Annotated in this window: 22 protein-coding genes and 1 pseudogene; 7 read left to right on the forward strand and 16 right to left on the reverse strand. The window is 69.0% G+C overall.

Annotated elements, in window-relative coordinates; genetic code table 11:
• Nucleotides 1-12: 12 nt before the first annotated feature.
• A complete protein-coding gene (locus tag ACQEVY_RS06090; RefSeq protein ID WP_432945584.1) occupies nt 13-1,101 on the forward strand; it encodes a homoserine dehydrogenase in 1,089 nt (362 codons plus the stop codon).
• On the forward strand, nt 1,094-2,524 hold the full coding sequence (locus ACQEVY_RS06095) for an aldehyde dehydrogenase family protein (RefSeq protein WP_432945586.1): 1,431 nt from the start codon (nt 1,094-1,096) through the stop codon (nt 2,522-2,524). The genes ACQEVY_RS06090 and ACQEVY_RS06095 overlap by 8 nt, the downstream gene beginning before the upstream one ends.
• 184 nt (nt 2,525-2,708) lie before the next feature.
• On the opposite strand, the gene ACQEVY_RS06100 is transcribed toward ACQEVY_RS06095, so the two are convergent.
• The 11 genes and pseudogenes from ACQEVY_RS06100 to ACQEVY_RS06150 form a co-directional block, all read right to left on the reverse strand.
• A complete protein-coding gene (locus tag ACQEVY_RS06100) occupies nt 2,709-3,170 on the reverse strand; it encodes an Lrp/AsnC family transcriptional regulator (protein WP_432945587.1) in 462 nt (153 codons plus the stop codon).
• Nucleotides 3,171-3,396: 226 nt separating this feature from the next.
• A complete protein-coding gene (locus ACQEVY_RS06105; RefSeq protein ID WP_432945589.1) occupies nt 3,397-4,881 on the reverse strand; it encodes an NAD-dependent succinate-semialdehyde dehydrogenase in 1,485 nt (494 codons plus the stop codon).
• A gap of 60 nt (nt 4,882-4,941) precedes the next feature.
• Complete coding sequence (locus ACQEVY_RS06110) at nt 4,942-5,808, reverse strand: ABC transporter permease (RefSeq protein WP_432945591.1); 867 nt, start codon at nt 5,806-5,808, stop codon at nt 4,942-4,944.
• On the reverse strand, nt 5,805-6,683 hold the full coding sequence (locus ACQEVY_RS06115) for an ABC transporter permease (RefSeq protein ID WP_432945593.1): 879 nt from the start codon (nt 6,681-6,683) through the stop codon (nt 5,805-5,807). Before ACQEVY_RS06115 ends, ACQEVY_RS06110 begins: the two co-directional genes overlap by 4 nt.
• 3 nt (nt 6,684-6,686) lie before the next feature.
• Nucleotides 6,687-7,823, reverse strand: a complete 1,137-nt coding sequence (locus tag ACQEVY_RS06120; RefSeq protein WP_432945596.1) for an ABC transporter ATP-binding protein — start codon at nt 7,821-7,823, stop codon at nt 6,687-6,689.
• Nucleotides 7,816-8,913, reverse strand: coding sequence for an ABC transporter substrate-binding protein (locus tag ACQEVY_RS06125; RefSeq protein WP_432945598.1), 1,098 nt, complete (start codon nt 8,911-8,913; stop codon nt 7,816-7,818). Before ACQEVY_RS06125 ends, ACQEVY_RS06120 begins: the two co-directional genes overlap by 8 nt.
• 24 nt (nt 8,914-8,937) lie before the next feature.
• Nucleotides 8,938-9,169, reverse strand: a pseudogene (locus tag ACQEVY_RS06130) (IS110 family transposase); the annotation flags it as partial.
• A 259-nt stretch (nt 9,170-9,428) separates the two neighbouring features.
• Complete coding sequence (locus ACQEVY_RS06135; protein WP_432945600.1) at nt 9,429-10,163, reverse strand: SDR family NAD(P)-dependent oxidoreductase; 735 nt, start codon at nt 10,161-10,163, stop codon at nt 9,429-9,431.
• Between the two features lie 70 nt (nt 10,164-10,233).
• Nucleotides 10,234-11,340, reverse strand: a complete 1,107-nt coding sequence (locus tag ACQEVY_RS06140) for an alanine racemase (RefSeq protein WP_432945602.1) — start codon at nt 11,338-11,340, stop codon at nt 10,234-10,236.
• A 124-nt stretch (nt 11,341-11,464) separates the two neighbouring features.
• Nucleotides 11,465-11,950 (reverse strand): RidA family protein, encoded by a 486-nt coding sequence (locus ACQEVY_RS06145; RefSeq protein WP_432945604.1) that lies wholly within the window; start codon nt 11,948-11,950, stop codon nt 11,465-11,467.
• A 543-nt stretch (nt 11,951-12,493) separates the two neighbouring features.
• Nucleotides 12,494-13,177 (reverse strand): GntR family transcriptional regulator, encoded by a 684-nt coding sequence (locus ACQEVY_RS06150; protein ID WP_432945606.1) that lies wholly within the window; start codon nt 13,175-13,177, stop codon nt 12,494-12,496.
• Between the two features lie 168 nt (nt 13,178-13,345).
• Between ACQEVY_RS06150 and ACQEVY_RS06155 the strand changes: the two genes are divergently transcribed.
• The 4 genes from ACQEVY_RS06155 to ACQEVY_RS06170 all read left to right on the forward strand — a co-directional run bounded on the left by ACQEVY_RS06155 (nt 13,346) and on the right by ACQEVY_RS06170 (nt 17,297).
• Nucleotides 13,346-14,026 carry a haloacid dehalogenase type II gene (locus tag ACQEVY_RS06155; protein WP_432945608.1) on the forward strand — a complete coding sequence of 227 codons (681 nt, stop codon included), beginning with the start codon at nt 13,346-13,348 and terminating at the stop codon, nt 14,024-14,026.
• A gap of 240 nt (nt 14,027-14,266) precedes the next feature.
• Nucleotides 14,267-15,670 carry an NAD(P)/FAD-dependent oxidoreductase gene (locus ACQEVY_RS06160; RefSeq protein ID WP_432945610.1) on the forward strand — a complete coding sequence of 468 codons (1,404 nt, stop codon included), beginning with the start codon at nt 14,267-14,269 and terminating at the stop codon, nt 15,668-15,670.
• 20 nt (nt 15,671-15,690) lie between these two features.
• On the forward strand, nt 15,691-16,836 hold the full coding sequence (gene solA, locus ACQEVY_RS06165) for an N-methyl-L-tryptophan oxidase (RefSeq protein ID WP_432945612.1): 1,146 nt from the start codon (nt 15,691-15,693) through the stop codon (nt 16,834-16,836).
• A 158-nt stretch (nt 16,837-16,994) separates the two neighbouring features.
• Nucleotides 16,995-17,297: a hypothetical protein gene (locus tag ACQEVY_RS06170; protein WP_432945614.1), complete on the forward strand. Its 303-nt coding sequence runs from the start codon at nt 16,995-16,997 to the stop codon at nt 17,295-17,297.
• Here the strand turns inward: ACQEVY_RS06170 and ACQEVY_RS06175 are convergent.
• From ACQEVY_RS06175 to ACQEVY_RS06190, 4 genes are all read right to left on the reverse strand, one after another.
• Entirely contained in the window at nt 17,294-18,532 is a 1,239-nt protein-coding gene (locus ACQEVY_RS06175; protein ID WP_432945616.1) for an RNA-guided endonuclease InsQ/TnpB family protein, read from the reverse strand. The genes ACQEVY_RS06170 and ACQEVY_RS06175 overlap by 4 nt on opposite strands.
• Nucleotides 18,533-18,747: 215 nt before the next feature.
• Nucleotides 18,748-20,187: an NAD-dependent succinate-semialdehyde dehydrogenase gene (locus ACQEVY_RS06180; RefSeq protein WP_432945618.1), complete on the reverse strand. Its 1,440-nt coding sequence runs from the start codon at nt 20,185-20,187 to the stop codon at nt 18,748-18,750.
• Nucleotides 20,184-23,072 (reverse strand): FAD-binding and (Fe-S)-binding domain-containing protein, encoded by a 2,889-nt coding sequence (locus ACQEVY_RS06185; protein ID WP_432945620.1) that lies wholly within the window; start codon nt 23,070-23,072, stop codon nt 20,184-20,186. The genes ACQEVY_RS06180 and ACQEVY_RS06185 overlap by 4 nt, the downstream gene beginning before the upstream one ends.
• A complete protein-coding gene (locus tag ACQEVY_RS06190; RefSeq protein ID WP_432945622.1) occupies nt 23,069-24,337 on the reverse strand; it encodes an aspartate aminotransferase family protein in 1,269 nt (422 codons plus the stop codon). The genes ACQEVY_RS06185 and ACQEVY_RS06190 overlap by 4 nt, the downstream gene beginning before the upstream one ends.
• 275 nt (nt 24,338-24,612) lie before the next feature.
• On the opposite strand from ACQEVY_RS06190, the gene ACQEVY_RS06195 reads away from it, so the two are divergent.
• Entirely contained in the window at nt 24,613-26,337 is a 1,725-nt protein-coding gene (locus tag ACQEVY_RS06195; protein ID WP_432955089.1) for a PucR family transcriptional regulator, read from the forward strand.
• A gap of 87 nt (nt 26,338-26,424) precedes the next feature.
• On the opposite strand, the gene ACQEVY_RS06200 is transcribed toward ACQEVY_RS06195, so the two are convergent.
• Nucleotides 26,425-26,856, reverse strand: a complete 432-nt coding sequence (locus tag ACQEVY_RS06200; RefSeq protein WP_432945624.1) for a tetratricopeptide repeat protein — start codon at nt 26,854-26,856, stop codon at nt 26,425-26,427.
• Nucleotides 26,857-26,886: the final 30 nt, after the last annotated feature.

Raw genomic sequence — 26,886 nt, forward strand, 5'->3', positions numbered from 1 at the left:
AGGAGCGATCTCATGGGCCGATACGATCTCGCCCTCATCGGCTTCGGCGGCGTCAATCGCGCGCTGGCCGAGCTGATATCCCAGCGGGGGGACCGCCTCGCCGAAGACCTGGGCTTCGCCCTGCGGGTGGTGGCGATCACCGATCTGCGGGCCGGTTCCCTAGTGGACACCGACGGTATCGATCTGGCGCCGCTGCTGGCCGCCGAGCCCGGGGAGCTGAGCTTCGCGGGTCTGCCGGGCGGCAGCGCGGATCCGCGCAACGAGTGGGTGATCCGTGAGGTGCCGGCCGACATCGTCGTGGAGGCGACGTTCACCAATCCCGCCGACGGCGAGCCCGCCCTCTCCCATGTGCGCTGGGCCCTGGAATCGGGCAAGCACGTGTGCACCACCAACAAGGGACCGGTCGCACTCGCCGGCCGGGCGCTGAAGCAGCTGGCCGCCGAGCGTGGTGTCAGCTTCGAGTTCGAGGGCTCTGTCCTCAGCGGCACCCCCATCCTGCGCACCGCCGAGCGCATGTTCGGCGGCCTGGAGATCACCGGCGTCCAGGGCATCATGAACGGCACCTCGAACTACATCCTCGGCCGCCTCGAAGAGGGCATCGAACTGTCGGCGGCCATCGCCGAAGCCCAGGAGCTCGGTTACGCCGAAGCCGATCCCACGGCGGACATCGAGGGTCACGACGTCCAGCTCAAGGTCATGATCCTGGCCAACGAGGTCCTCGGCGCCGACCTGCGCCGCGAGGACGTCTTCTGCGAGGGCATCTCCGCGATCACCCCCCACGAGGTGCGGGACGCCGCGTCCAAGGGGCTGCGCTGGAAGTTGGTCGGCTCCGCCACCCGCCACGAGGACGGCAGCGTCGACGCCCGCGTCGCTCCGCTCGCCCTGCCGGCACACCACCCGCTGGCGGGGATCTCCGGCCCGGTCAACGCGGTCGCCTTCCACACCGACCTCCTCGGCACCGTCACGGTGTCCGGGCCGGGCGCCGGCCGCATCGAGACCGCCTACGCCCTGCTGTCGGACATCATCACCATCCACCAGCGCCACGCGGACGCCGACACCGCGCCCACGCGCCCCGTTCTCCAGGAGACTCACCGTGTCTGACACCGTCGTGCCCCCCGGCATCGAACTCGGCACCGACACGGCGCCCGTGCACAACCCCTACACCGGCGAGATCATCGCCTCGGTGCCCACCGTCGACGCGAGCGCCGCCGGCAGCATCCTGCAGCAGGCCAGATGCGGGCGCCGCACCGCCGCCGCGCTGTCCCGCGCCTCCAGGGCCGCGGTCCTGGAACGCGCCGCCCACCTGATCGAGCGGCGCGCCGAGTCCTTCGCCCAGCTGATCGTCAGCGAGGCCGGCAAGACCATCACCCAGGCCCGCAAGGAAGTCGCCCGCGCGGTCAACACCCTGTCCCTGTCCGCGGCCGAGGTACGGCGCAACGCCGGCGAGGTCATCCCCTTCGACTCCTATGAAGGCTCGGAGAAACGGCAGGGCTGGTTCACCCGCGAGCCGCTGGGCATCATCGCCGCCATCACTCCGTTCAACGACCCCCTCAACCTGGTCGCCCACAAGCTCGGACCGGCCATCGCCGGCGGCAACGCGGTCATCCTCAAACCGTCCGCGCTGACGCCGCTGTCCGCGCTGCGCCTGGTCGACACCCTCATCGAGGCGGGCCTGCCCGAGGAGATCGTCACCGTCGTCAACGGCAATGCCGGCATCGGCGCCGCGATCGTGGCCGCCCCCGACGTGCGTATGGTGTCCTTCACCGGCGGATTCGCCACCGGCGAGGCCATCTCCCGCACGGCCGGCCTGAAGAAGCTCGCCATGGACCTGGGCGGCAACGCCCCGGTCATCGTCATGGACGACGCCGACCTGGACGAGGCCGTATCTTCCTGTGTCTCCGGCGCGTTCTGGGCCGCCGGCCAGAACTGCATCGGCACCCAGCGGATCCTGATCGCCCGCGAGGTCTACGAGCGCTTCCGCGACGCCTTCGTCGCCCGCACCCAGCTGCTGCGCGTCGGCGACCCGCTCGACGAGCACACCGACGTCGGCCCCATGATCACCCAGGAGGCCGCGGCCGCCACCCGGGCCAAGGTCGACACGGCGGTGGCCGAGGGCGCGGTGCTGCTGTGCGGCAACCACACCACCGGTGCCCTGTACACGCCGACCGTCCTGGAAGACGTCCCTGCGACCTGCTCGATCTGGCAGGAGGAGGTGTTCGCCCCGGTCGTCGTGCTGCAGCCGTTCACGTCCTTCGAGGACGCCATCGAGCAGGCCAACGCCATCGACTACAGCCTCCACGCGGGCATCTTCACCTCGCGCCTGGACCGCGCCCTGAACGCGGCCCGGCTACTGGAAGCCGGCGGAGTGATGATCAACGACTCGTCCGACTACCGCTTCGACGCCATGCCGTTCGGCGGCTTCAAGTACGGCAGCATGGGCCGCGAAGGCGTGCGCTTCGCCTTCGAGGAGATGACCCAGCCCAAGGTCATCTGCGTCAACCACATCACTGACGTCGTCCAATGACCACCTTCCGTACCGAGCGAGAACCCGGGGCCCCTGGAGCCGGAAGTCGGTCGGCAGACCGACCGTCGGCTGTCCCAGGCGGCCGCCTGAACCGCGGCAGAAGCGGCCCTGGCCACCGGGGCGGACGTGGTGGACCTCGTGGTGCAGGGCGGGCTACTGGAGAGGGAAGAGGCAATGGCGCTGCTCACCCCGGTGCCGTTGAACTCCGCCCTCCTCTCGGGCGGTTGACGACGCTGGACAGGGTGAGCGCGGTGACCGTGTCCCGTACGCCGGGCATCTGGGCGATGTCCTCCCAGATGACTCGTACGCGTTCCAGCGATGCCGCTTCCAGGCGCACCATGATGTCGAAGTCGCCGCTGAGGATCTCGCAGATGACGACCTCGGGGATGCGTTTGAGCGCGGCCAGGACGTCGCCGCCGCGCATGCGGTCCTGGCGGTAGACGAGTACGAGCGCCGAGACGACATTGCCGGTGTCCTCGCCCGCGCGGACGATGGTGTAGCCGGCGATGTGTCCCTGGCGCTCCAGCCGTTCGATGCGCTGGCGCACCGCGTTGCGGGACAGCAGCACCTTGCTGGCCAGCTCGGAGTGCGAGATGCGGGCGTTGCGGGTCAGCTCGGCGATGATCTTCTCGTCGGTTGCGTCCACGGTCGACCGTCTCCTTCATAAGTCGGTGGAGATGGCAGCCCACGGCACGCGGATCGCGGGTGCCATGGGTCTCCTGCGGACCATGGTGCGTGCTGGTTGCTGATCAGGCTCAGGATGTGCCCGGCCCGTGATCAGTGGCGGCAGACGTCGCGGAACGGATCATCACCCCGGTCACTGCGTTGCCCGGCCAGCACGTGGGCGAGTCCCGCGCTTGAGTCCGGCTAGCTCAGGTGTTGAAGCCGGGCATCGACAGGTACTTGAGCTGCTGGTACTCGTGGAGGCCCTCGGGTCCGCCTTCGCGGCCCAGGCCGGACTGCTTGACCCCGCCGAAGGGTGCCGCGACGTCGGAGACCAGGCCGCGGTTGATGGCGACCATTCCGGCCTGCAGACGGGCGGCGACCCGGCGAGCGCGGTCGATGTGGGACGTCATCACATACGACGCGAGGCCATGCTCGGTGTTGTTTGCCACCCCTATGGCCTCGGCCTCCGTGAAGAACCGGTGGATGGCGGCGACAGGTCCGAAGATTTCCTCGTGCATGATCGCAGCGTCGGCGGGGACGTGGTCCAGCGCGGTCGGGGCCGCGTAGTGGCCCGGCCCGTCTGGGATGTCCGCCTTGCCGATGACAACGGCACCACGGGCCACGGCGTCCTCGACGAGGTTGCGGACCTTGTCCACCGCACGGTGGTCGGCCAGCGGACCGAGCTCGGTGTCCTCCTGGCCTGGAGGACCCACCCGGACAGCGGCCATCTGTTCGCCCAGCGCGGCGGCGAATGCGTCGGCGATGCCCTCCTGGACCAGGAATCGGTTGGCGCCGACACAGGACTGGCCGCCCAGCCGCATCTTCGCGATCATCGCTTCGCGGACCGCGAGGTCGAGGTCGGCGTCGTCGAAGACCAGGAATGGCGCGTTGCCGCCCAGCTCCATCGAGGTGCGCAGCACCCGGGCACCGCTCTGCTGGAGCAGCAGCCTGCCGACCGGGGTGGACCCGGTGAAGGACAGCTTGCGCAGCCGGGGGTCGGCCAACAGCGGCATGGTGACCGCTGCCGCGTCATTGCTGGTGATCACGGTCAGGACACCCGCGGGCGCGCCCGCCTCGCGCGCCAACTCGCCCAGTATCAGGGAGGACAGCGGGGTGAGCGCGGCTGGTTTGAGTACGGCGGTGCAGCCTGCGGCGAGGGCGGCGGCAGCCTTGCGGGCGGCCATGGCAAGCGGCACGTTCCACGGAGTGATCAGCAGGCAGGGCCCGACCGGTTCGGCGACGGTGACGATGTGACTCTTGCCGTCCGGGGAGGGCGTGCTGCGTGCGTGGGGGCGGACCGCCTCCTCGGCGTACCAGCGGAAATAGGCGGCGGCGTAGTCGACTTCGCTCCGGGCTTCCCTGATCGTCTTGCCGATCTCCAGGGTGATGATCCGGGCCAGACGCTCACGGTGTTCGGTCATGGCGTCGGTGATCCGGTGCAGGACGGTCGCGCGGTCCCGCGGGCTGGTGAGGGCCCACTGGTCGGCGGCCGCGGCCGCCGCGTCCAGTGCTTTCAGCGCGTCTTGTGCGCCGCAGTCGGCGACGGTGGCTATGACTTCTTCGGTTGCGGGGTTGCGCACCTCGAAGGTGCGACCGCCGGTGGCGGGTTGCCAGTCGTGGGCGAGGAAGCCACGGGGGACGGATTGAAGGACTGCCGACTCCTCTGAGGGAGCGGTGAGCGTGTCAGTCATGCGCGTGGCTCTTTCGCTGGTCGCAGGCTGGTGTGTTGAGGGAGCACGATCGGTGAGTGGTCATACGGCCTCGCCTCCGGGGTTGGCGACGCCGACCGTGTTCTCGACCGAGAGCAGGGAGTCCTGACGTCCGGAGCCGAGCCAGCGGACCAGGGCCACCAGGCCGAGGGCGAGGATGGCGACGGCGATGAGGATGGCGCTGATCGCGGTGACGCTGGGGTCGATGTCGAAGGTGAGGGAGTTGTAGACCTGGACCGGCAGGGTGACGGTGTCGACGGAGGAGAGGAACTGGGAGATGTAGAACTCGTCGAAGCTGGTGATGAAGGAGAAGATCGCTGCCGCGATCATGCCCGGAGCGGCGAGGGGGAAGGTGATCTTCCGGGCGATCGTCAGGCGGCCGGCGCCCATGCTGGCGGCGGCGTCCTCGAGGCGTTCGTCGATGCCGCGCAACGTCGCGATCAGGATGAGTACGGCGATGGGTGCGGCGAGCACGGTGTGGCCTAGGGCGATGGCGATCGGGCTGCCCAGCATCGCGGCCGGCTCGAAGAGCAGGAACAGGCCCAGTGCGGTGACGATCTGCGGGATGACCAGCGGGCCGAGGACCAGGGCGAAGACCGCCGAGCGCAGCGGGAGTTCGCTGCGGACCAGCGCGGTCGCCGCCGTCACCCCGATGATCAGCGAGAACACAGTGCTGATGGCGGCGATCAGGGCGCTCAGGGAGAGCGCGGCGGGCCATTTGCTGCCGTCGGCGAACAGTGCCTGGTACCAGTTCAGCGTCCACTTGTCGGGCGGGAAGGCGGCGAAAGCGTTGTCGCTGAAGGAGGTGACCAGGATGACCACGATCGGCAGCGCCAGGAACAGCAGGATCACGGTGGCGACAGCGGTGAGGACGATCCGCCCGGTGAGGGTCTTGCGCAGCTCCATCATGACGCGCTCCTCTTCTTACGGCTGGCGCCCAGCGAGCTGACGGCCTTGACCAGCAGCAGTCCGGCCAGGGTGAGGACGAGCAGGATGACGCCTTGCGCGGCGGCCCCGTTCCACTGGTTCTCTTTGGTCACCTGCTGGTTGATGAGGGTGGCGATCATCGTCTGGTTGGGTCCGCCCATCAGGGCCGGGGTGATGTAGTAGCCCAGCGAGAGGATGAAGCTGAGCAGTCCGGCGCTGGCCAGGCCGGGGGCGACCAGCGGCAGGTAGATGCGGCGGAAGATGGTCACGCGTCCGGCGCCCATGCTGGACGCGGCCGCGAGGAGCCGTCGGTCGACGCCGCGCATCACGCCGTACAGCAGCAACACCGTGTACGGCAGCATCATCGAGGTGGTGCCGATGACCACGCCGAGCTCGTTGTACAGCAGCCGGTACGGCCCACCCGGTACCAACTCGTTCAGCAGGCCCTTGTCGCCGAGCATGATGATCCAGCCGTAGGTGCGCACCAGAGCGCTGACGAAGTGCGGCACGACCACGACCAGCATGGCAAGGCTGGCCCACAGGGGCTTCAGCCGGGAGATCGCGTTGGCCAGGACGAAGCCGAAGACGAGACTGAACAGCGCCGTCTCGGCGGAGATCCGCAGCGTGGTGAACAGCACCGACAGGTTGACCCCGGTCAGCGCGTCGACGTACCAGTGCAGGGTCAGTGCGCCGTCGGCGTCCTTCAGGCTGAGCAGCAGGGTGCTGAAGATCGGGTAGACGAACAGCACCAGCAGATAGACGACGACCGGCAGCGCGTACAGGATCCCGACGCGCGTCCTACGGGAGGCCAGCAGCTTGCGCGGACGGGCGGGGGCGGTGGCGGTGATGGCGGCCATGACTCACCCGCCCTGTTCGACGGGGAAGAGGTTGACGTCGTCCGGGTCGGCGCTGATCCCGACGCGTTCGCCGGTGACGGGTCCGCGGCCGGCCGGTACCTCCAGGCGCAGCAGCGGTGCGTCACCGCCGTCGATGCGTACGCCGGCCCGGACCAGGGTGCCCACGTACGTGGCGGTCTCCACCGTGCCCGTACAGAAACCGTCGTCCGGGGCACAGGCCCGCAACCGGCCCGGCTGCACAGCAACCTTCACCTGGGCGCCGGAAGCCAGCTCGTGGCGGCGCGCCTTGATCAGGCCGCCCGACTCGTCGAGGCGGACCAGGGTGTGCTCGTCGGTGTGCTGCTCGATGCGGCCAGGCAGGAAGTTCGCCGCGCCCAGGAAGTCCGCCACGAAGGGGGTCCTGGGCCGTTCGAACAGTTCCCGGGGGGTGTCGAACTGCTCGATCAGGCCGTTGCGCATCACCGCGATGCGGTCCGACATGACCAGCGCTTCTTCCTGATCGTGCGTCACATAGATGACGGTCAGGCCGAGTTCCTGCTGGATGGACTTGATCTCCACCTGCAGCTGGTCACGCAGCTTCTTGTCCAGCGCGCCCAGCGGCTCGTCCATCAGGATCACCGGCGGCCGGTAGACCAGCGCCCGGCACAACGCGACCCGCTGCTGCTGACCACCCGACAGCTCACGCGGCCTGCGCCCGCCGAACCCGGACAGACCCGCGATCTCCAGCGTCTCCCCCACCCGACGGCGAATCTCGTCCTTCGCTACTCCGCGCAGGGTGAGGGGGAAGGCGACGTTCTCACTGACCGTCATGTGCGGGAAGAGCAGGTACTGCTGGAAGACGAAACCCAGGTTGCGTTTTTGCGGGGCGAGCTTCGTGACATCGCGGTCCCCGACGGTGATGGTGCCGGAGTCCGGTTCGCAGAACCCGGCGATCATCATCAGGGTCGTGGTCTTGCCCGACCCCGAGGCGCCGAGGAAGGTGACGAACTCCCCCGCCGCGATCTCCATCGACGCCTCGTCGACGGCGACGACGTCCCCGTAGGTCTTGCGCAGGGCCACTACCGACAGCGATTTGCCACTCGCGGTGGCCGGCGCGCCGGCCACCTTGACGGTCGGTGTGGCGACATCGAATTCAGCCACGAGCCCACTCCAGCCAGCGCTTGGTGACGGCCGCTTCGTTCTTCAGCCACCAGTCGACGTCCGCGTCGAAGCCCTTGTCGTAGTACTTGGGCGCACCGGACAGTGCGTTGCGCTCGTCCTCGGTGAGCTTGTCGTAGGCCAGCGGAGAAGACGGGTTCGACGGGAAGGCCTTGGCCACGTTGGCCTGGATCTCGGCACGCAGCGAGAAGTCCATCAGCTGGTAGGCGCCGTCCACGTTGGCGGCGCCCTTGGCAATCGCGTAGCCCTGGAACTGGCGGCGCATGCCGTTCAGTTGACGCTCCACCGGCACGTTCTGCTTCTGCAGATCGGCCAGCCGGCCGTCCCACACGGTGGACATCGTCACTTCTTCGCGGCTCAGCAGCACACCCGGGAGCGGGCCGCTGTCCCAGAACTTCTTGATGTCGCCCCGCAGCCGGCTCATCACCTTGAAGGCACGGTCGACATCGAGCGGGTACAGCTTGTCCATCGGCACGCCGTCGGCCAGCAGCGCGAACTCCAGCTCCGGCAGGTCACCGTCCGGACTGACCATCGAACGCCCGCCCTTGAACGCCTTCGTGTCCCAGAAGTCCGCCCACGACTCCGGCTTCTTCCCGCCGAAGGCATCCGTGCGATACCCGATGCACTGACCGTAGAAGGCGTGGCCGACGGCGTGCTCGGAGATTTGATTCTCGGGGATCTTCGCGCTCTTCACGCTCTTAACGCGGTCAAGGTCCAGCGCCTCCAGCGCGTCCTGCTTGACGTACTTGAGGTGAGACATCATCGAGTTGTTGATGAGGTCGCACTGCGGGCGGCCCTGCTTGATCTGGGCCAGCAGCGGGGCGTCGTCCAGGTTCAGCACCTTGACCTGGATGCCGGTCTCCTGCGTGAACGGCGTATAGATCGCCTTCTGCAGAGCCGCACCGTAGGCACCGCCGCTGTCACGGACGATCACCGTCTTGCCGCCACCCTTACCACCGGCGGCGGACGAGCTGCGACTGGTACCGGTACCGCAGGCGGCGAGGGACGCAAGGGCGGCGATACCGCCTGCTCCGCGCAGGAGCGCTCTGCGGCCGATCTGGGGATCACTCATGGCAATACTCCTCATTTAGAGACGCGTGGGACCAGCTGTGCGGGGCTTTACCTCGCAGGTGCGGGGGGTGGGATGGTGCAGGGCGGCGAACGCGGACAGAAGCATTGCCCGCTTGCGTTGTCGGTCGCCGCTTCGGGCGCGTGTTCGCCGTGGATCGAAGTCCCGACGAACGACCTTGTTGTCGGGGCGACGCCGGCTAGGAGACCGGGTGAGTGGCGGTGGGGCAGCTTGAGCCGTCGCAGGCGGTGACCAGCAGGGTGCGGCCGTCCTCACCAGAGCCGAGCTTGAAGGCCTCGTGAGGGATGAGGCAGAGCCGGGCCTGCGGTTGAGGGACGTGCCGAGCGGTCCATCGGCCACGGCGACGTGGGGGTGGCGCAGGTCGAGTGCGGTGATCGGGGCATGCGCTCGACTCGTGGTCGATCGGCATGCTGCAATCGGCGGTCGCCCGAGGCAGAAGGCGAGACGGAGAACAGGTCGTTCAGCCCATTGCTGGTGGTGATGCCCAGCAGGGATGTTCAGGAAGCGGTGTATCCGCCGTCGACGGTCAGGACCGATCCGGTCACGTACGACGACTCCGACGATGCGAAGAAGAGCACCGCGTCAGCGACCTCTTCGGGGGTGGCGAGGCGTTGGAGCGGGATCTGGCTCTCGCGCTCGCGGCGGTAGCCCTCGGGGTCGGGCCTGCGCTGGAACGCCGCTTCGATGATCGGGGTGGCGGTCAGGCCCGGAGCGACGACGTTGACGCGGATGTTGCGCGGGGCCCATTCGATCGCCGCGCCCTTGGCGAGCATGATGAGGCCCCCCTTGGCGGCGGAATACAAGACCTGCCCGGCCATGCCGACCATGCCCAGCCGTGAACTGACGCAGACGAACGATCCCCCTGCCTCGGGCATCAGCGGCGCGAAGTGCTTCATCACCAGGAACGCGCTGAGCAGGTTGCTTTCGAGTACGTTCTTCGCGTCGTCGCGGGCCATCTCGGTGAGCGGACTGACGGCCTGCAGGCCGTGGTTGAGGACGACGACGTCGACGGTGCCGAAGGACTCGGCGGCCTGCTTGGCCAGGTGCTCGACGAATGCCTCGTCATTGAGGTCTCCGGGAACGTACAGGTCGTCGGGCTCAGCGCTGTCGAGCCGCTCCCTGCGGCCGGTGAGCAGCAGCCGCGCGCCTTCGCGGCGGAAGTGGGAACTCACCGCCTGTCCGATGCCACTGCTGGCGCCGGTCACCAGGGCCGCGACGTTCTTGAGTCTCATGTCAGGCATTCCTTTACGGGGGAGGTCTGTCGGTTGCGGGCTCGGCCACGAAAATCTCGTCCCTTGCCGGTCAGTTGAGGAATCCGCGGGCGTCGACCGGCCACCGCTCCAGCGACGTACCCGTGCTGTCGGTGACGATCAGTTCCTCGAAACCGAGGACGACCGGGCATACATGGTTGGGCACCACCGGTACGACGGTGCCGACGCTGGGGCGGAACTCGCCGTCCGGCAGCGGAAGGAACCCGTGGTACTCGTTGACCTTGGATAGGACCGCCTTCGTGCCGGCGATGCCGCCGTAGCCGATCTCGGGGCTTCCTTCTTTACTGAGGGCCTTGTTGCCCACATCGACGATGACCTGGCCGGGGACCCAGTCGCTGACCACGGTGCCGGCGACGAACAGCGCGATCTGGTCTTCCGTGCAGGAGCCCAGCCGGGCGTTGTTCAGATCGCCGAAGACGTACTCGCCGGGACGGATCTCGGTGATCACGCTGCTGGTGGAGAACTCGAGGGTGGGAGTGGAGCCGGCGCTGACCACCTCTGCGGTGACCCCGACGTCGGCGAGGCTGCGTACCGCGGTGGTGAGCGCGGCTTCCTGGTCCTGCGCGGCGCGCCGGCGAGCGTCCCGGCCGGCGCCGCCGTGACCGGGATAGGTGAAGACGCCCACCGGCACCAGACCGCGCTTGCGGGCGGCGAGCGCGAGGTCGCCCGCGGCCTCGGGCGGCGCCCCGGAACGACGGGCGCCGCAGTCGACCTCGATCACGACCTGCAGCCGGTCCGGTTCGTCTCCCATCGCGTCGGCGAGGGCCTCGATCGCCGCGACGTTGTCGGCGCCGACCCGCAGCCGGGCGGACTCGGCGAGCCGGCGGATCCGGGCTCGTTTCGTTCCCGAGGGCCAGATCGGGTAGGCGAGGAAGATGTCGTTGAATCCGGCCGCGGCGAAGACCTCGGCCTCACCGACGTTTCCCGCGGTGATCCCGACCGCGCCGGCCTCGATCTGGCGGCGCCCGATCTCGACGCACTTGTGCGTCTTGACGTGCGGCCTGACCTTGAGGTTGTGCTGGTCGGCGAAGCCCTGAATGCGCTCGATGTTGCCCTGCATGACGTCGACCAGCACGATCGGCGCGGGGGTGTCGATCCGCTCGACCAGAGCGTCGAGTGCTCGTTGGAGCCGGTTCACGCTGCCCTCCTTGTGGTTCTGCCTGGAATGATCGAGGGGCGCGGGTGCTGACTCCCCCCTGGATGCCGACCGCGAGCGGCCCGCGATATCGCGCGCGCTTGCGTACACCGCCGTCGGCCCTGGCCTACACAGCGGTGCAGACCATCTGGATCTCGACGGGACTGTTGAGCGGCAACCCGGCGACACCGATCGCGGTGCGAGCGTGCCGTCCGTTCTCGCCCAGCACCTCGATGAGGAGTTCACTGGCCGCGCTGGCGACGTTCGACTGCTCACCGAAGTCCGGCGTACTGGCCACGAAGACCAGCATCTGCACGATGCGGACCCGGTCCAGGTCTCCCACCGCCTGCACAGCGGCAGCGAGCGCATTGAGCGCGGCATGGCGCGCGAGTGACCGCGCCGTCTCCAACTCGACGTCCCGGCCGACAATGCCCTGCCCCAGCAGCCGACCGTCCTGGTAAGGCAGTTGACCCGAGATGTAGATGCTGGAGCCCACGGTCCGGTGGTGCACGTAGTACGGGTTGTCACGGAGCTCGGGAAGGGCCAGACCCAAGGCCTGGAGCCGATCGGAAGCCGAGTCGGTGTTCGCTGCCGAAGTCACGGACTGGCTCATCGCGCAGCCTCCGCGGACGGAGCAGGGCACCAACGCTCGCAGTTGGCCGCGAGAGCCTGCTTCGCATGAATCTTGATCATCTGTACTCGGTCTCCTCTCGAGTAGCAGTGGCGACAAAGCGCTGTATAGCGCCTTAACATCTCCAGTCGATTGTCGTTTGTCGACCATAAGAGGGCCTGTCGAGCACTGTCAATACAAGCTTCAGTCTCGAGTGCGACCTCGGGGCACCTCGTGCCGGCTCGCTCCACGGTTGCTCGAAGCGACGGTCGACGTCGCGGCCTGCGGCCGCCCGAGCGACCGCAGGCTCACCGGTCTCATCCGGGCAGGGCGCTCCACCCACGCCGCAGTCGACGTCCTGGAGACCCGGCGGCTGATCCGTTATCGCCCGCCCCTACGGCATTTTGTCGTCCGCGGTCATGCCTCCAGCATGGCGCACCGAGCCGTGGCCACGGCTGAGGCCCGGAAGCCGTCCTTGACTTCTCGGCGTTGGTCCACAACGCCACGGGCGAGCGGGCTTGGACGCTTCACGCAGGCGGCATGGACTCAGGCGCGGGGAGCGCCTGCCCCTGCATCTCCCGTCTGTGCCCCCAACCCCGTGGGGAAGTGGGCAGCCAGTTCCTGGCGGAACGCGTCGGTGTCGCCTTCCAGGGCAACCGCGGCCAACCTCTCGTGCTCGACGACCAATTGATGCGGGTCGTCGCTGTACGTGCGGTGATCGACGCTGAGGTGGAGGCGCAGCTTGGTCTCCCAGCCGTTCCAGAGACTCTGCAGGACGCCGTGCCCCGAGAGCTCGTAGAAGAGCCTGTGGAACCGAAGGTGCGCGTCGATGCTGGCCGGGATGTCGTCTTTCTCCATCGCCCGGCGGAGATCCTCGACGGTTTGCAGCAGCTGGGGCCGCTCAGGACCGCGTAGCGCTTCGGCCGAGAGTTCGGCCGCGTACGGTTCGACACGTAGCCGGACCGAGTCGATCTCGGCGACCTCACGAGCGCTCACCTCCACGACGAACGCGCCACGGTAGGGGATCTTTACGACGAGCCCTTCCTCCTCCAGCTTGGTCAGCGCCTCGCGCAGCGGGGACCGGCTGATCCCGAGATCCGAGGCGATGTGTGCCTCACGCAGCTGGCCACCAGGAGGTACGGTCCCATCGAGGATGGCGGCACGCAGTGTGCGGTAGACGCCGTCCGGCGTCGTTGTCCGCTGTTCCTGCCACTCGAACTTGTGGTCCACCCCGTTGCCCTCTCTCGGTGCTCGTCGACCACTTGGTCGTTTGTCGACTATACCTCCGCGCCTTCCACCAGTTGTTGACACCCAATCCCTTCTGGTCGACAATCGACCATCAGATGGTCGACAATCGACCAAGCGAGAGGCTGCTCCGCTGAAGCACTAGGAGGACCAGTGGTATTCGAAGTCAAGCCCAAGTTCGTGACGTTCGACATGAACGGAACGCTGATCAAGTTCAGCATCAACGACGCGATGCGTGATGTCCTGGGCGACCGGCTGCCGGCCGAGGTCGCCGACGACTACCTGCGGATCTGCAAGACGTACCGGATCGACGAGTGCACGGGTGCGTACCAGCCGTTCCACCAGGTCGTCGCCCGCTCCATGGAACGCACCTCGCGCAAGGTCGGTCTCGAGTACCGCGAGGAGGACGCGCGGGCGGTGTACGAGACCATCCCCACCTGGGGCCCGTACCCCGGTGTCACCGAGGCACTGAACCGCCTGGCCGAGGAGGTCCCGTTGGTGATCATCACGAACAGCGACACCGCGCACGCCGTGCGCCTCGCGGAGAACCTGAAGGCCCCGTTCGAGGTCGTCATCAGCGCCGAGGAGATGGGCATCTACAAGCCGCGACTCGGCGCGTTCGACTACATGTTTGACAAGCTCGGCGTGACGCCCGACGAGCTCGTGCACGTCTCGGCGAGCCCGGCGTATGACCTGCGCTCCGCGGCGATCATGGGCATCAAGAACAAGGTGTACATGGACCGCGGCTGGGAGCACGACGAGCACTGGCTCGGCTACGAGCGGATCACCGACATCGCCGACCTCCCTGTCCTCTTCGGCCTCCCGCGTCCCTGACACCTGAGCGGAGAACGGAGGACCGGAGCCGCCCGTCCTCGCCGACAACGCGTACGTCATGCACCACCGGGCGACGGGCTCAGGCATCTACACCTCGGGCCAACTGCCTTTCAGGGACGTGAGTCGCTGGGTGTGCGCGTTGTCGGCCGGGACGTGATCCGGACTGGTCCGGATCGTGCACATGCGGGTCCGCCGTCCAGTACCGGCCCGCGCCGTCCCAGACACAGAAGAAGGACGCACATGAACGCCCTTGCGGCACCACCCCGAAACGGAGAGCTCGGCTTCTGGGTGGCCCAACTGGCCGACAAGAGGCCCTCATTCCCCCGCTTCACCGGCCAGGACTCCGTCGACGTGGCCATTGTCGGCGGCGGCTATACCGGCCTCTGGGCGGCGTACTTCGCCAAGAAGCTCGAACCGTCGCTCTCGGTCGCCGTCTTCGAGGCCGAACAGCTGGGCTACGGCGCATCCGGGCGCAACGGTGGCTGGCTCTCGGCCATGCCTCCGGGCAACCGTGCCACCTTCGCCCGCGCCGGAGGAGGGCTGGAGGCGAGCCGGGCACTGCAGCACGAATTCGTCGCCGGCGTCGACTCCGTCCTGGACATCCTCCGGGCCGAGGGCATCAATGCCGATCAGCACAAGGCCGGCGCGCTCGTCGCCGCCCACACTCAGGCGGGGCTGGGCCGGCTTGTCACCAGACGTGATGCCGACCTGAAGTACGGGCTGACCGACGACGAAGTCCACCTGCTCGACCGGGACGAGTTCCGGAGCCGGATCAACATCTCCACCGTCCACGGCGGGCTCTTCTACCAGCACTGCGCGCGATTCCACCCCGCGAAACTCGTCTACGGCCTCGCCGACACCCTGACCTCCATGGGGGTCAGGATCTTCGAGGGCAGCCGGGTGGACGGTGTCGGTGGCAAGACCCTCACCCTGGCCAACGGACGCGTCACCGCGGCCAAGACGTTCATCTGCACCGAAGGCTATTCGGGACAGCTGCTTGGCAGCCGGACCCTGATCCCGGTCAATTCGTCGATGATCGTGACCAAGCCCCTGTCGGAGGAGGCATGGCAGCAGATCGGCTGGGACGGGCTGCAGTGCCTCAGCGACTCCGCGCACACGTTCATCTACGCCCAGCGGACGTCGGACGGCCGTATCGCCATGGGGGGCCGCGGCGTCCCGTACCGCTTCGGGTCCGGCACAGGGGGAGCCGGTGCGACCGCCCGGTCCACCATCGACCTGATCTCGCAGAAGCTCAGTTCCTTCTTCCCGGGGATCCCCTTCGAGGTGGACCACGCCTGGTCGGGAGTCCTGGGTGTCACGCGTGACTGGAACGGCGGCGTGCACTGGGACCCGGCATCCGGGATCGGATCGTCCACCGGCTACGCGGGACACGGTGTCACGTCGGCCTACGTCGGCGGCAGGACTCTCGTGGAGCTCGCCTTCGAGCAGGAAACCGAACGGACCACCCTTCCCTGGGTCGGCTACCGGGCACGGAAGTGGGAACCGGAACCCATCCGCTGGCTGGGCGTTCACGCCATGTACCGGCTCTTCGGTATTGCCGATCAGTGGGAAGAGCGCAGGGGTTCCAGCCAGACCTCACTCCTGGCCCGATTCGGCAGCAGACTCGCCGGACTTCACGAGTGATCGAAAAGGAAACCGCTCTCATGGACGCACAACTCGCAGTCATCGGCCTGGGCAGCATCGGAAGCATGGCCCTGTGGCAGGCCTCGCGACTGTCCGACTCGGTAGTGGGTTTCGAGGCCGCCACCCCGGCCCACGGCCGCAGTGCCGTGGGCGGGGACACCCGCCTGTTCCGCATGGTCTACCTGGGGAAACCCGACTACTACCCCATCATCGAACGCTCCCGCGGCCTCTGGGCCGAGCTCGAAGCGGAAACCGGGCAGGACATCCTCACCACTACCGGGGGCCTGTCCATCGGGACGGCGAACGGCAGCTTCATCAACAGCCTCCTCGAGACAACGCGCATCAACGGAGCCGAGCACTACGTCCTCAGCCGGGAGGAATTGGCGGAACGCTACCCCCAGCACAACCTCCGCCCCGACGACTGCGCCGTCCACGACCCCTACGCCGGCGTTCTGCGCACCGACCGCGCCGTCAGCGCTGCCGTAGCGGCGGCCCAGGCGAACGGCGCCACCGTCCTTCAGAACACACCCGTGGACAGCATCACCGAAACCGAACACGGCGTGGTCGTCGCCTCGGGCGACAGAACGTGGACGTTCGAGAAGGTCATCGTCGCCTCGGGCGGCTGGTCCCGAAGGCTCATGCCCGACCACCTCAAGGCCGTTACGGAAACCCATCGGATCGTCCTGACCTGGTTCATCGCCCAGGACGGCGCGCAGTTCTCGCCAGAGAACTTCCCGGTCTTCAGCCGGCTGTACGGTGATCGCTCCCTGTACGGCGCACCCGCCGTCGATGGCGTGACGGTCAAGGCATCGGTGGACGGACCGCTGGACGGACGCGGAAGGACAACCCCCGACCCGGACTCCGTGCCCAGGGAACTCACCCGGGAAGAAGTCGAGAAGGTCACCGATATAGTCACCGAATTCGTTCCCGGTCTGACCCCCACCATCGTGCGCTCCGACGCCTTCCCCGACCTGTTCACCGAGGACAGGCATCCCCTCGTCGGCTGGCTGGACGAGAACAGCAGGGTCTACTGTGCCACCGGATTCTCCGGAAAGGGCTTCAAGATGGCGACCGGCTATGGTCACACCGCCGCACACGAGGCGCTCGGCAAGCAGACCATCGAAGGCCTGGACTTCGTGCGTCCGGACCGGTTCAAGACCAGGTAGCCCGCCCCGCCCACTTTCGCCGCCTCGGCCTGGGCTGACAGCGGCCATCCACCGACTTGGTCCAACACCTCTGATATCTCCGGGCGTTGAGAAAAACGCTTGGACTCCGTGGGCTCCGTCGCGGGACACTGCGAACCCTTCGACAACACAGGGTGAGCATGGAATCGCAGTCTGTATCGCAGGGGGAGCTGCCGGGTAGGGGCCCGGTGCTCCTCGCACTTCGTTACTACGGACGGGAGTTGGCCCGGCTCTGGCGGTGGGCGGTGCCCGGGATGCTGCTGCCGGCGCTGGGCAACATCGGCATCTTCTACATCGCACCGCTCGTCGTCGCCAAGCTCGTCGGCCGCATCGCCGACATCACCATCGGCTCGACCCTGCCGTACGTCCTCGGCTTCGCCGGCATTCTGCTGTTCGCGGAGACGCTCGCATCGGCATGCACTGCATCAACTACGCGTCGCTAAAGCGACGGGCTTGCACAACGGGCATCACTGGGTGTGATGCTGCGTTTGCGTCCAGTCCCACTCCCGGATGCCCGGGGTGGGGCAGGGGCCGTTGACTGGGCCCCGCGTCGCCACAACTCCCGCGCGCGTGCGCGGATGTTGCGGGAGCCGTTCCGGTCTGCGTGATCAACGAATCCGCAGTTCCGGCACGCGAACCAGGCCTGGGAGACCCGGTTCGCCCTGTCGATGTGGCCGCATTCGGCGCAGGTGCGGGAGGTGTACGCCGGATCGACGTGCACCACCGGTACCCCCGCGCGGCGGGCCTTGTACGCGATGAACTGTCCCAGCTGGGCGAAGCCCCAGCTGGAGTGGGTGGCCCGTTGGGGCTTTTGAAGCCGTACCCGTTCGCGGATGCCGGTGAGGTCTTCCAGGGCGATCCCGCGACCGGTGCGTTCTGCCTCGGCCACCACATGTTTCGCGATCTTGTGGTTGATGTCCTTCGCTCGCCGGGCTTCCTTGCGGCGCCGCTGCTTCAGCCGGCGTTTGGCGGACGGGGTGTTCTTCTTCTGCAGTTTGGTGCGGAGTTTCCGTTCCCGGGTCCGGATGCGGTTGAGTTCGCGTCCGGCCAGGATCTCGCCGTCACTCGTGGTGGCGATGTTCACGATGCCCAGGTCGATGCCGAGGAAGTCCACCGGTTCGGCTTTGAGGTCCTGCTCGGGGACCTCGCAGGTGGCGTGGAGGAACCACAGGCCGTCCCGGCAGACCATGTCGGACTCGCCCTTGCGGTACAACGTCAGGGTGGCCAGCTGCTCAGGCGAGGCGGTGAACGCCACGTCCTTGACCCGCCCGGAGATCGTCCAGATCGACACCCGCCGCTCGGTGATCTGCCAGGACAGCATGCGGTCGTCGTAGGGCTGTGCGCTGTGCGGGCGGAAGGCGATGGGCTTCTCGGTTGCTCGGCGGTAGCGCTTCGAGCCGGGCCGGCCCAGGTTTCCGGCCTTCAGGTTCGCCCTCAGCGCGCTGTACGCGTCACACGTCTTCTTGATCACATGCTGGGCGGCCTGCGCGCCGAGCCGCCACCGGGTCTTCACCTCGCCGTAGGTGAGCTTGCGCAGCGCGAAGTTGTTCTTCACATCCTTTTCGAAGGCGAGGCGGCTGGCCCAGGTCGCGGCCTCGTTGCAGGCGCGCAGGGTCGCCTCAAGTGCCGCCGCCTGTACCGGCGTCGGCAGCAGCTTCACCTGCACGACCAGCTTCACAGCCGGGACGCTACCCGGCCAACCCCGGGCCTCGCATTCGAACACGGGAAACTCCCGCCTGCCCGCCTGCCCGGCTCTCCCGCCGCTCCACGCCGGACGCCGCCGCGGTGCTCCGCACCGCTCGCGCGAGAATGCGATTCCTCCTGGGCGTGAACGCCCGGGGTTCCTCGCCAGAACAGGCTGAACGCGAGCTGGTCCCTCCAAAGGAAGCGCGTTCAGCCCACCGGCACCGCCAGGTACTGGTACTCCAGGAACTCGTCGATCCCGACCCGGCCACCCTCGCGGCCGAGCCCCGACTGCTTGACGCCACCGAAGGGCGCGGCCGGGTTGGAGACGAGGCCGGTGTTGAGGCCGACCATGCCCACCTCCAGGCGTTCGCTGATGCGCAGGGCGCGGTCGAGGCCCTCGGTGAAGACGTAGCCGACCAGGCCCCAGGGGGTGTCGTTGGCGCGGCGTACGACCTCGTCCTCGTCGTCGAAGGTGAGGATCGCGGCCACGGGGCCGAAGATCTCCGTGTCCATCAGGCGGCTCTCGGGGTCGACGTCCGCGAGCACGGTCGGCGGGTAGAAGCAGCCGGGCCCTTGTGGCGTACGGCCTCCGACGAGCACCTCGGCGCCGCGCTGCACGGCGTCGGCGACCAGTTCCTCGACCTTGGCCCGTCCGTTCGCGTCGATCAGCGGGCCGACGTCGACCCCGTCCCGGGTGCCGGGGCCCACCACCAACGAGCCCATACGCTCGGCGAGCCGCCGCCCGAACTCCTCCGCCACCGACCGGTGCACGAAGAAGCGGTTCGCGGCCGTGCAGGCCTCGCCCATGTTGCGCATCTTGGCGACCATCGCGCCGTTCACGGCCTTGTCCAGGTCGGCGTCCTCGAAGACGACGAAGGGCGCGTTGCCGCCCAGCTCCATCGACGTACGTACGACGGTGTCGGCGCACTGCGCGAGCAGCAGCCGCCCGACGCCCGTGGAGCCGGTGAAGGACAGCTTGCGGATCTTGCCGCCGCGCAGCAGCGGCTCGACGACCTCGCCCGCCCGCGAGGTGGTGACGACGTTGAGCACGCCGTCCGGCAGGCCTGCCTCCTTGAGGATCCCGGCCAGCGCGAGGCTGGACAGCGGGGTCTGCGGGGCCGGCTTGAGGATCATCGTGCAGCCGGCCGCGATCGCCGGGCCGATCTTGCGGGTGCCCATGGCCAGCGGGAAGTTCCAGGGGGTGATGAGCAGGCAGGGGCCGACCGGGCGGCGGGAGAGCAGCATGCGGTTGCGGCCGTCGGGCAGGACGCCGGCGCCGCCTTCGATGCGTACGGCCTCCTCGGAGAACCAGCGGAAGAACTCCGCCGCGTACGCCACCTCTCCCCTGGCCTCGGCGAGCGGCTTGCCCATCTCGGCCGTCATCAGGTGGGCGAGCTCGTCGGTGCGCTCGAGGATGATCTCGTAGGCGCGGCGCAGGATTTCGCTGCGCGCCCGGGGTGCCGTACGGGCCCAGTCCTGCTGTGCCTGCACGGCCGCTTCCTCCGCGAGCCGGGCGTCCTTGGGGCCCGCGTCGGCGACATGCGCGATGATCTCGCCGGTCGCCGGGTCGTCCACGGGCAGGGTGGCGCCGTCCACGGCGTCCACCCAGGCACCGCCGATGAACAACTGCGTGGGTGTGTCGGTCATGAGGTCTCTCCTGGTTGATCGGATCGATCGGCGGCGGGGTCGAGCAGTTCTGCGAGATGCAGGGCGCGGATGTCGCGGTCTCCGGCGAGGTGGTCGATCTGGGTGGCGCAGCTGAATCCGTCGGCCACGACGACGGTCCGCTCGGTGCTGTCGACGGCGTCGAGGCGGGGTTTCAGGGCCAGGTCGGCTACGGCCATCGAGGTGTCGTAGTGCTCCTTCTCGAAGCCGAAGTTGCCGGCGAGTCCGCAGCAGCCCTCGGCCTCGTCGACCTTGCGTACGCCCAGCTTGCTCAGCAGGTCGCGCGGGCGGCGGCCGGTGAAGGTGGCGTATTCGTGGCAGTGGGTCTGCAGGACGACGTTGTCCGGCAGGTCGGGGGGCGTCCAGTCGGGGGCGGCCAGGTCGGTCAGGGCGCCGGTGAGGGTGTGGACGCGGGCGGCGACGCGGCGGGCGGCGTCGGTGTCGAGGAGTTCGGGTACATCGCGCTTCAACGCTGCCGCGCAGCTGGGCTCGGCCACGATGATGGGCCGCTCGTCTCCGCCGTCGTCCAGGCGAGCGACCGTACGGGCCATGACGCGACGCGCGACGGACAGTTGGCCGGTGCTTACCCACGTCAGTCCGCAGCACAGGCCGTCTTCAGCCGTGCAGGGGATTCCGGCGTCGGCGAGTACGCGACTCGTGGCGCCCGCGACCTCCGGGCGGAAGGCGCGCGTGAAGCTGTCAACGAAGAGCAGGGCCTTGGACGGTTCGCCAGTCTTCGTAGCCCGCAAGGTCTTGCGCAGGGCGCGACGGGAGGCGAAGGCCGGGATCCTGCGCTTCGTGGTCACGCCTCCGAGGCGGGCGAGCGCCCTGCCGACCGGCCCGCGCATGAGCGCGTTGATCGGCCGGGCGGCGCGTCCGGCCAGGGCCGAGGTCAGGGGCAGCCAGCCCAGCGAGTAGTGGGAGCGGGGCCGGAGCCTGCCCTTGTAGTGGTGGTGCAGGAACTCCGCCTTGTACGTGGCCATGTCGACGCCGACCGGGCAGTCGCTGGAGCACGCCTTGCAGGACAGGCACAGATCGAGGGCGTCCTTGACGTCGGCAGAGCGCCAGCCGTCCTGCACAGTTCCGCCCCGCACCATCTCCTGGAGGAGGCGGGCGCGGCCCCGCGTGGAGTGGTTCTCCTCCCCCGTCGCCCGGTAGCTGGGACACATCACACCGCCCGCGTCGCTGCGGCAGCGGCCGACGCCGACGCAGCGGCGTACGGCGCCCTCGAAGCCGTCCTCGTCGTGCGGGAAGGAGAAGAGGGTCTCGACAGGCAGCACGACAGCGGGCGTGTGCAGCGCCAGATCGGCATCCAGGGGAGCCGGGTCGACGATGACCCCGGGATTCAGGAGCCCCTGCGGGTCGAAGGTCTCCTTGAAGGCGGCGAACGCCCGGATCATCTGGTGGCTGTACATGACCTCCAGCAGCTCACCGCGCGCCCGCCCGTCGCCGTGCTCACCCGACAGCGTTCCGCCGTGCTCGACCACCAGAGCGGCCGCCTCGGAGAGGAAGCGACGCATGGCGGCCCGCCCGGTGTCCGTAGCGAGGTCGAAGTCGATGCGTACGTGCACACAGCCGGCACCGAAGTGCCCGTACAGCACGCCGGTCAGCCCGTGCGTGGTCAGCAGCGCGCGGAAGTCCCGTAGATAGGCGGCCAGTTGATCCGGCGCGACCGCCGCGTCCTCCCAGCCGGGCCAGGACTCCCCGCCGTCGACGAGACGGGCGGCAAGCCCGGCCCCGTCCTCGCGCACCCGCCACAGCGAGCGCCGCTCGGTCGCACTCTCCACGACGCGTCCGCCGGTCATCCGGCCCCGAGCCTTGAGCACGTCCAGCAGTTCGGCGGCACGGTGGTTGACCGCGGCCTCGTCGTCGCCGTCGAGTTCGACGTACAGCCAGGCACGCCCTTCGGGCAGGCCGGTGACGGAGTCCGGACCGCGGCGGGCGCGCATCGTCGCGACGATCGCCTCGTCCATGCCCTCCACGGCGGTGGGCGACCAGCGCAGGATCTCCGGGACGTCCTCGGCCGCGTCCACGACATCGTCGTAGCCGAGGGTCAGCAGCGCCGTGGCGGAGGCCGTCGCGAAGAGCCGTACCGTCGCCGCCGTGATGACCGCGCAGGTGCCCTCCGAGCCGACCAGCGCGCGGGCCATGTCGAAGCCGTTCTCCGGCAGCAGACGGTGCAGGTGGTAGCCGGAGACCTGGCGGGGGATGCGGCCCAACTCGGTGCGGATCGGAGCCAGGTTGTCGGCGATCAGGGCCCGTATGTCCTGCTCGAGGCGGGAGATGTGTCCCGCATCATCAGGGTCGACCGGGTGCAGCCCGTTGTGGTCGGCGATGGCGCGTACGCCGTCTGCCGTCACGATCTCCAGGGACTCGATGTGGCTGCTGGTACGCCCATGCCGCACCGACCGGTTCCCGCAGGCGTCGTTGCCGATCATGCCGCCGAGGGTGCAGCGGCTGTGCGAGGAGGGGTCGGGGCCGAAGGCCAGCCCGTACGGACCTGTCGCACTCTGGAGCGCATCGAGGACCACTCCTGCCTCGACGCGCGCGGTGCGGGCCTCCGGGTCGATGTCCAGGACCCGGTTCATGTAACGGGAGAAGTCCAGGACGACGCCCGGCCCCACCGCATTGCCCGCCATGCTGGTGCCCCCGCCGCGCGCGGTGACCGGGACGCCCGACTCCCGGCAGGCCCGTAGCACCGCGCACACGTCGTCGGCGCTGCGGGGGAAGGCCACCGCCCGCGGCGGAACCCGGTAGTTCGAGGCGTCGTAGGCGTACGCGCCGGTCCCTCCCGCACCGGTCTCGATCCGCAGGCCGGGAGCGGTACGGGCGAGCTCGTCGACCAGGTGCGCGAGGGAGTCGGTCATCGCTGCGACGCCCCTGAGGTGCCGGCCTCCACTGCGGCCGACCAGGCCTGGAGGCCCGCGTCCACCGCCTTCTCGTCGATGACGAGCGCCGGGATCATCCGTACGACCTGGTTCCAGGCGCCGCACAGCAGCAGGAGCAGGCCCTCATCGATGGCGGCCTTCTGCACGCGGCCGGCGGTCTCGGGGTCGGGGCTGCCGTCCTCGGTGACGAACTCGCTGGCCAGCATCAGGCCCATGCCGCGTACGTCTCCGATGGCCGGCGTCCGCTCGGCGACCGCCTCCAGGCCGGTGCGCAGCCGCTGGCCCATCGCGTCCGCGTTCTCGACCAGCTTCTCGTCCCGTACGACATCGAGGGTGGCGCAGGCCGCGGCGCAGGCGACGGCGTTGGCGCCGTACGTGCCGCCCTGCGAGCCCGGCCACGCCTTGGCCATCAGTTCCTCAGAGGCGGCGATGCCGGAGATCGGGAAGCCGCTGGCCAGGCCCTTGGCGGTGATCAGGATGTCCGGGGTGACGCCGAAGTGGTCATGACCCCAGAACCGGCCAGTGCGGCCGACGCCGGTCTGCACCTCGTCGAGGATGAGCAGGAAGCCGTGCCGGTCCGCGCGCTCCCGCAGCCCCTCCATGAAGGCGCGGTTCGCGGGCACGTATCCGCCCTCGCCGAGCACCGGCTCGACGATGATCGCGGCCGTGTCGGCGGGCGAGGAGATCGTCTGGAGGGTGTAGTCGAGCTCCTTCAGGGCGAAGCGGGTGGCGGTGTCCTCGTCCCAGCCGTAGCGGTAGGCCGTCGGGAAGGGGGTGACGACCACGCCGCTCATCAGCGGGGAGAAGCCGGAGCGGAAGCGGGTGCCGGAGGTGGTCATGGAGGCGGCGGCCACCGTACGGCCGTGGAAACCGCCGTGGCAGACCAGGACGTTGGGCCGGCCGGTGGCCTGGCGGGCCAGCCGCAGCGCGGACTCGACGGCCTCGCTGCCGGAGTTGGTGAAGAAGAGGCTGTCCAGGCCGGACGGCAGTACCTCGCCGAGCTTCTCGACAAGTCGCTGCAGCGGCTGGTGCATGACGGTCGTGTACTGGCCGTGGACCAGCGTGCCCACCTGCTCCTGCGCCGCCGCCACGACCTTGGGGTGACAGTGCCCGGTGCTGGTGACGCCGATGCCGGCGGTGAAGTCGAGGTACCGGCGGCCGTTCTCGTCGTACAGGTGAACGCCCTCGCCCCGGACCGCCGTCACGGGGGTGGCCTGGCGAAGGTGCGGCGACAGTGCGGTCATGTTCGTCTCCCGGCCGTGCGTCGTGGGCTGCGTGGTCAGCTTGCTCCTGCTACCCGAGTATTTCCGCGATCATGGAGGGCTACAACGCGCGATCTGTCCGGCTTGAGCGCGGCGATCGGACGTTGTGTCAACCGCGGAAGCCGCCGGGCGGGAGGGCGTACGGCGGCGGAGTGCTCTTGCGCAGGTCAGCGCCGCTTGCCAGAGTGATCGGGCACTCCCCCGAGCGGTCGCCTCCGGTCGGGTCGGGGGACCCCTACGGAGACACCGTGGACACCGTGAACGACAAGCGCCCGACAAATCGTCCGCCGGCCATCGACGACCGGGACACCGGCCCAGCCGGCCGCGCGCCCACCGTCGCCGACGTCCTGGCGCTCCCCGTCCTGTCCGCCGGACGACCCGAGGTGGTGACCGGCGTCGCCCACCTCGACCGGCCGGTCCGCTGGGTCCACATCACCGAACTCACGGATCCCGCCTCCTTCCTCAAGGGCGGCGAACTCGTCCTGACCACCGGCATGCCCCTGCCCGAGGATCCGGCAGGCGTACGCCGCTACGTCGACGAACTCGCCCGCGTCGAAGCCGCCGCCCTGGTCATCGAACTCGTACGCCGCTACCACCGCCCGCCCGACGCACTCGTCCAGGCCTGCCGGGCCCGCGGCCTCCCGCTGATCACCCTCGCCCAGGACGTCAACTTCCTGGAGGTCACGCAGGTCGTCCACGCCCTCATCCTCGGCAGCCAGGCGGAGGCGATGCGCCGCACCCAGCGCATCCACGAGGCATTCACCGCCCTCACGCTGCGCGGCGCGGGACCCGAAGACGTGGTGCGCGTGGCGGCGCAGCTGAGCGGCCACACGGTCGTACTGGAGAACCTGGTGCACCAGGCGCTGACGTACGAGGTCTCCGGCAGCACCCTGGAGGAGGCGCTCACCGACTGGGAACAGCGCTCCAGAGCGACGCCGACCGGCGACCACCCGGGCGTCGACGGCCCGGAGGGCTGGCTCACCGCACCCGTCGAGTACCAGGGCGAACGCTGGGGCCGCGTCGCCATGCTCCCGGTCCGGGCCGGAGAGCCGGCTTTCGGCCCGGAGCACATCACCGTGCTGGAGCGTACGGCGATGGCCCTGGCCGTCGCCCGCCTCATCCACCCCACGCCCTGGGAGCGCACAGCACACCGAGACGCCCTGCGGGACCTGGCCGAACAGCGCCACCACTCCCCCGAGGACGCCCGCGCCCGCTTCGCCGCGCTGGGTCTGCCGACCGAGGACAGCCGGTTCCTCGCGATCCTCGTAGATCTCGGTACAGCCGACCTCCGTGCGGCGGACCTTCGTACATCAGCCATCCCCACATCGGACCTCGGTACATCGGACTCGGACGAGGCCGTGGTCCTGGAGACCCGTCTCTCCCAAGAGACGCGGGCCGCAGGGATCCCGGCGCTCGTCGGTGAACTGGCTCCCGGCCGCCTCGGCATCCTCCTGGCCCTGCGCCCGTCCCAGCCCTGGCGACCCGTCGCCGAGCAGCTCGGCCGCGCCGCCCGGGACGTTGCCTCGACGGCGGTGGTGAGCGTCGGCTCGGAAGTCACCGACCTCCGCGACACCGCCCGCTCCTTCCGCGCGGCGGCCCGCGTCGCCGAGGCCACGCCCCCGGGCCAGCCCCTCCCCCCGGACCGCTCCTTCCACGAACTGCCCGACATCGGACTGCGCCGCCTGCTGTACGCATTCCGCGAGGACGCCCGCATCCAGGAGTACGCCGAACGCCGGCTCAGCCCCCTCATCGACCACGACACCCGCCACGGCACCGACCTGCTGACGACCCTGCGGCACTACCTCGACGCGGCCGGCAACAAGACCACCACCGCACGCCGCGGCGGACTCTCCCGGGAGACGGTCTACCAACGCCTGCGCACCATCGAGCGGTTGCTGGCCTGCGACCTCGAGTCCGGCGAAGAGCGCACGGAACTCCATGTGGCGCTGACGGCGCTGGATATCTTGCGGGGCCGTCCGTGAAGCGTTCGGTTGTCTGAGCGACTGGTTCAGCAACACGTGGGCGGCGGGCACTGGTTGACCAGTGCCCGCCGCTCATAGACCCCTCGCTCAGTCGTCGTCCCGAAACTCGCCCGAGAACGCGTCAGCCATACGCATCCATGGCTTCGCTTCGTCATGGCGCCCCTGACGTTCCAGGGTGCGGCCCAGCATCAGGTGGGCATAGTGCTCCACCGGATCGCGCTCGACGATCACGCGCAACTGCTCCTCGGCGCGCCGCAGTTGAGCCGAGTGGTAATAGGCGCGGGCCAGCAGCAGCCGGGGACCGGTCTGCTCCGGGACCTCTTCGACGACGGCGGCGAGCAGCTTCGCCGCGCCGATGTAGTCCCTTGCCTGGAAGAGCAGTTGGGCCCGCTCCCAGCGCTCGGCGGTGGTCTCCTCGCGCGGCACGCCGGCGCCGTTGTCGAACAGGTGCAGTGCGCTGGCCCAACGGTCGGGCGCGACACCGCCGTTCGCCCAGGTGTCGTTGAAGTTGTCGCTCATCACTACTCTCCCCTCTTAGGTCGTACGATT

The organism is Streptomyces sp. CA-288835, assembly GCF_050936385.1.
Taxonomy (GTDB): Bacteria; Actinomycetota; Actinomycetes; order Streptomycetales; family Streptomycetaceae; genus Streptomyces.

Bases quoted from the DNA above. Each gene is read 5' to 3' on its own strand.
- ACQEVY_RS06125 (WP_432945598.1), bottom strand. From the start codon at position 8,913: ATGAGTGATCCCCAGATCGGCCGCAGAGCGCTCCTGCGCGGAGCAGGC.
- ACQEVY_RS06200 (WP_432945624.1), bottom strand. From the start codon at position 26,856: ATGAGCGACAACTTCAACGACACCTGGGCGAACGGCGGTGTCGCGCCC.
- ACQEVY_RS06180 (WP_432945618.1), bottom strand. From the start codon at position 20,187: ATGACCGACACACCCACGCAGTTGTTCATCGGCGGTGCCTGGGTGGAC.
- ACQEVY_RS06190 (WP_432945622.1), bottom strand. From the start codon at position 24,337: ATGACCGCACTGTCGCCGCACCTTCGCCAGGCCACCCCCGTGACGGCG.
- ACQEVY_RS06135 (WP_432945600.1), bottom strand. From the start codon at position 10,163: ATGAGACTCAAGAACGTCGCGGCCCTGGTGACCGGCGCCAGCAGTGGC.
- ACQEVY_RS06105 (WP_432945589.1), bottom strand. From the start codon at position 4,881: ATGACTGACACGCTCACCGCTCCCTCAGAGGAGTCGGCAGTCCTTCAA.
- ACQEVY_RS06185 (WP_432945620.1), bottom strand. From the start codon at position 23,072: ATGACCGACTCCCTCGCGCACCTGGTCGACGAGCTCGCCCGTACCGCT.
- ACQEVY_RS06115 (WP_432945593.1), bottom strand. From the start codon at position 6,683: ATGGCCGCCATCACCGCCACCGCCCCCGCCCGTCCGCGCAAGCTGCTG.
- ACQEVY_RS06170 (WP_432945614.1), top strand. From the start codon at position 16,995: ATGGAATCGCAGTCTGTATCGCAGGGGGAGCTGCCGGGTAGGGGCCCG.
- solA (WP_432945612.1), top strand. From the start codon at position 15,691: ATGGACGCACAACTCGCAGTCATCGGCCTGGGCAGCATCGGAAGCATG.
- ACQEVY_RS06145 (WP_432945604.1), bottom strand. From the start codon at position 11,950: ATGAGCCAGTCCGTGACTTCGGCAGCGAACACCGACTCGGCTTCCGAT.
- ACQEVY_RS06160 (WP_432945610.1), top strand. From the start codon at position 14,267: ATGAACGCCCTTGCGGCACCACCCCGAAACGGAGAGCTCGGCTTCTGG.
- ACQEVY_RS06090 (WP_432945584.1), top strand. From the start codon at position 13: ATGGGCCGATACGATCTCGCCCTCATCGGCTTCGGCGGCGTCAATCGC.
- ACQEVY_RS06110 (WP_432945591.1), bottom strand. From the start codon at position 5,808: ATGATGGAGCTGCGCAAGACCCTCACCGGGCGGATCGTCCTCACCGCT.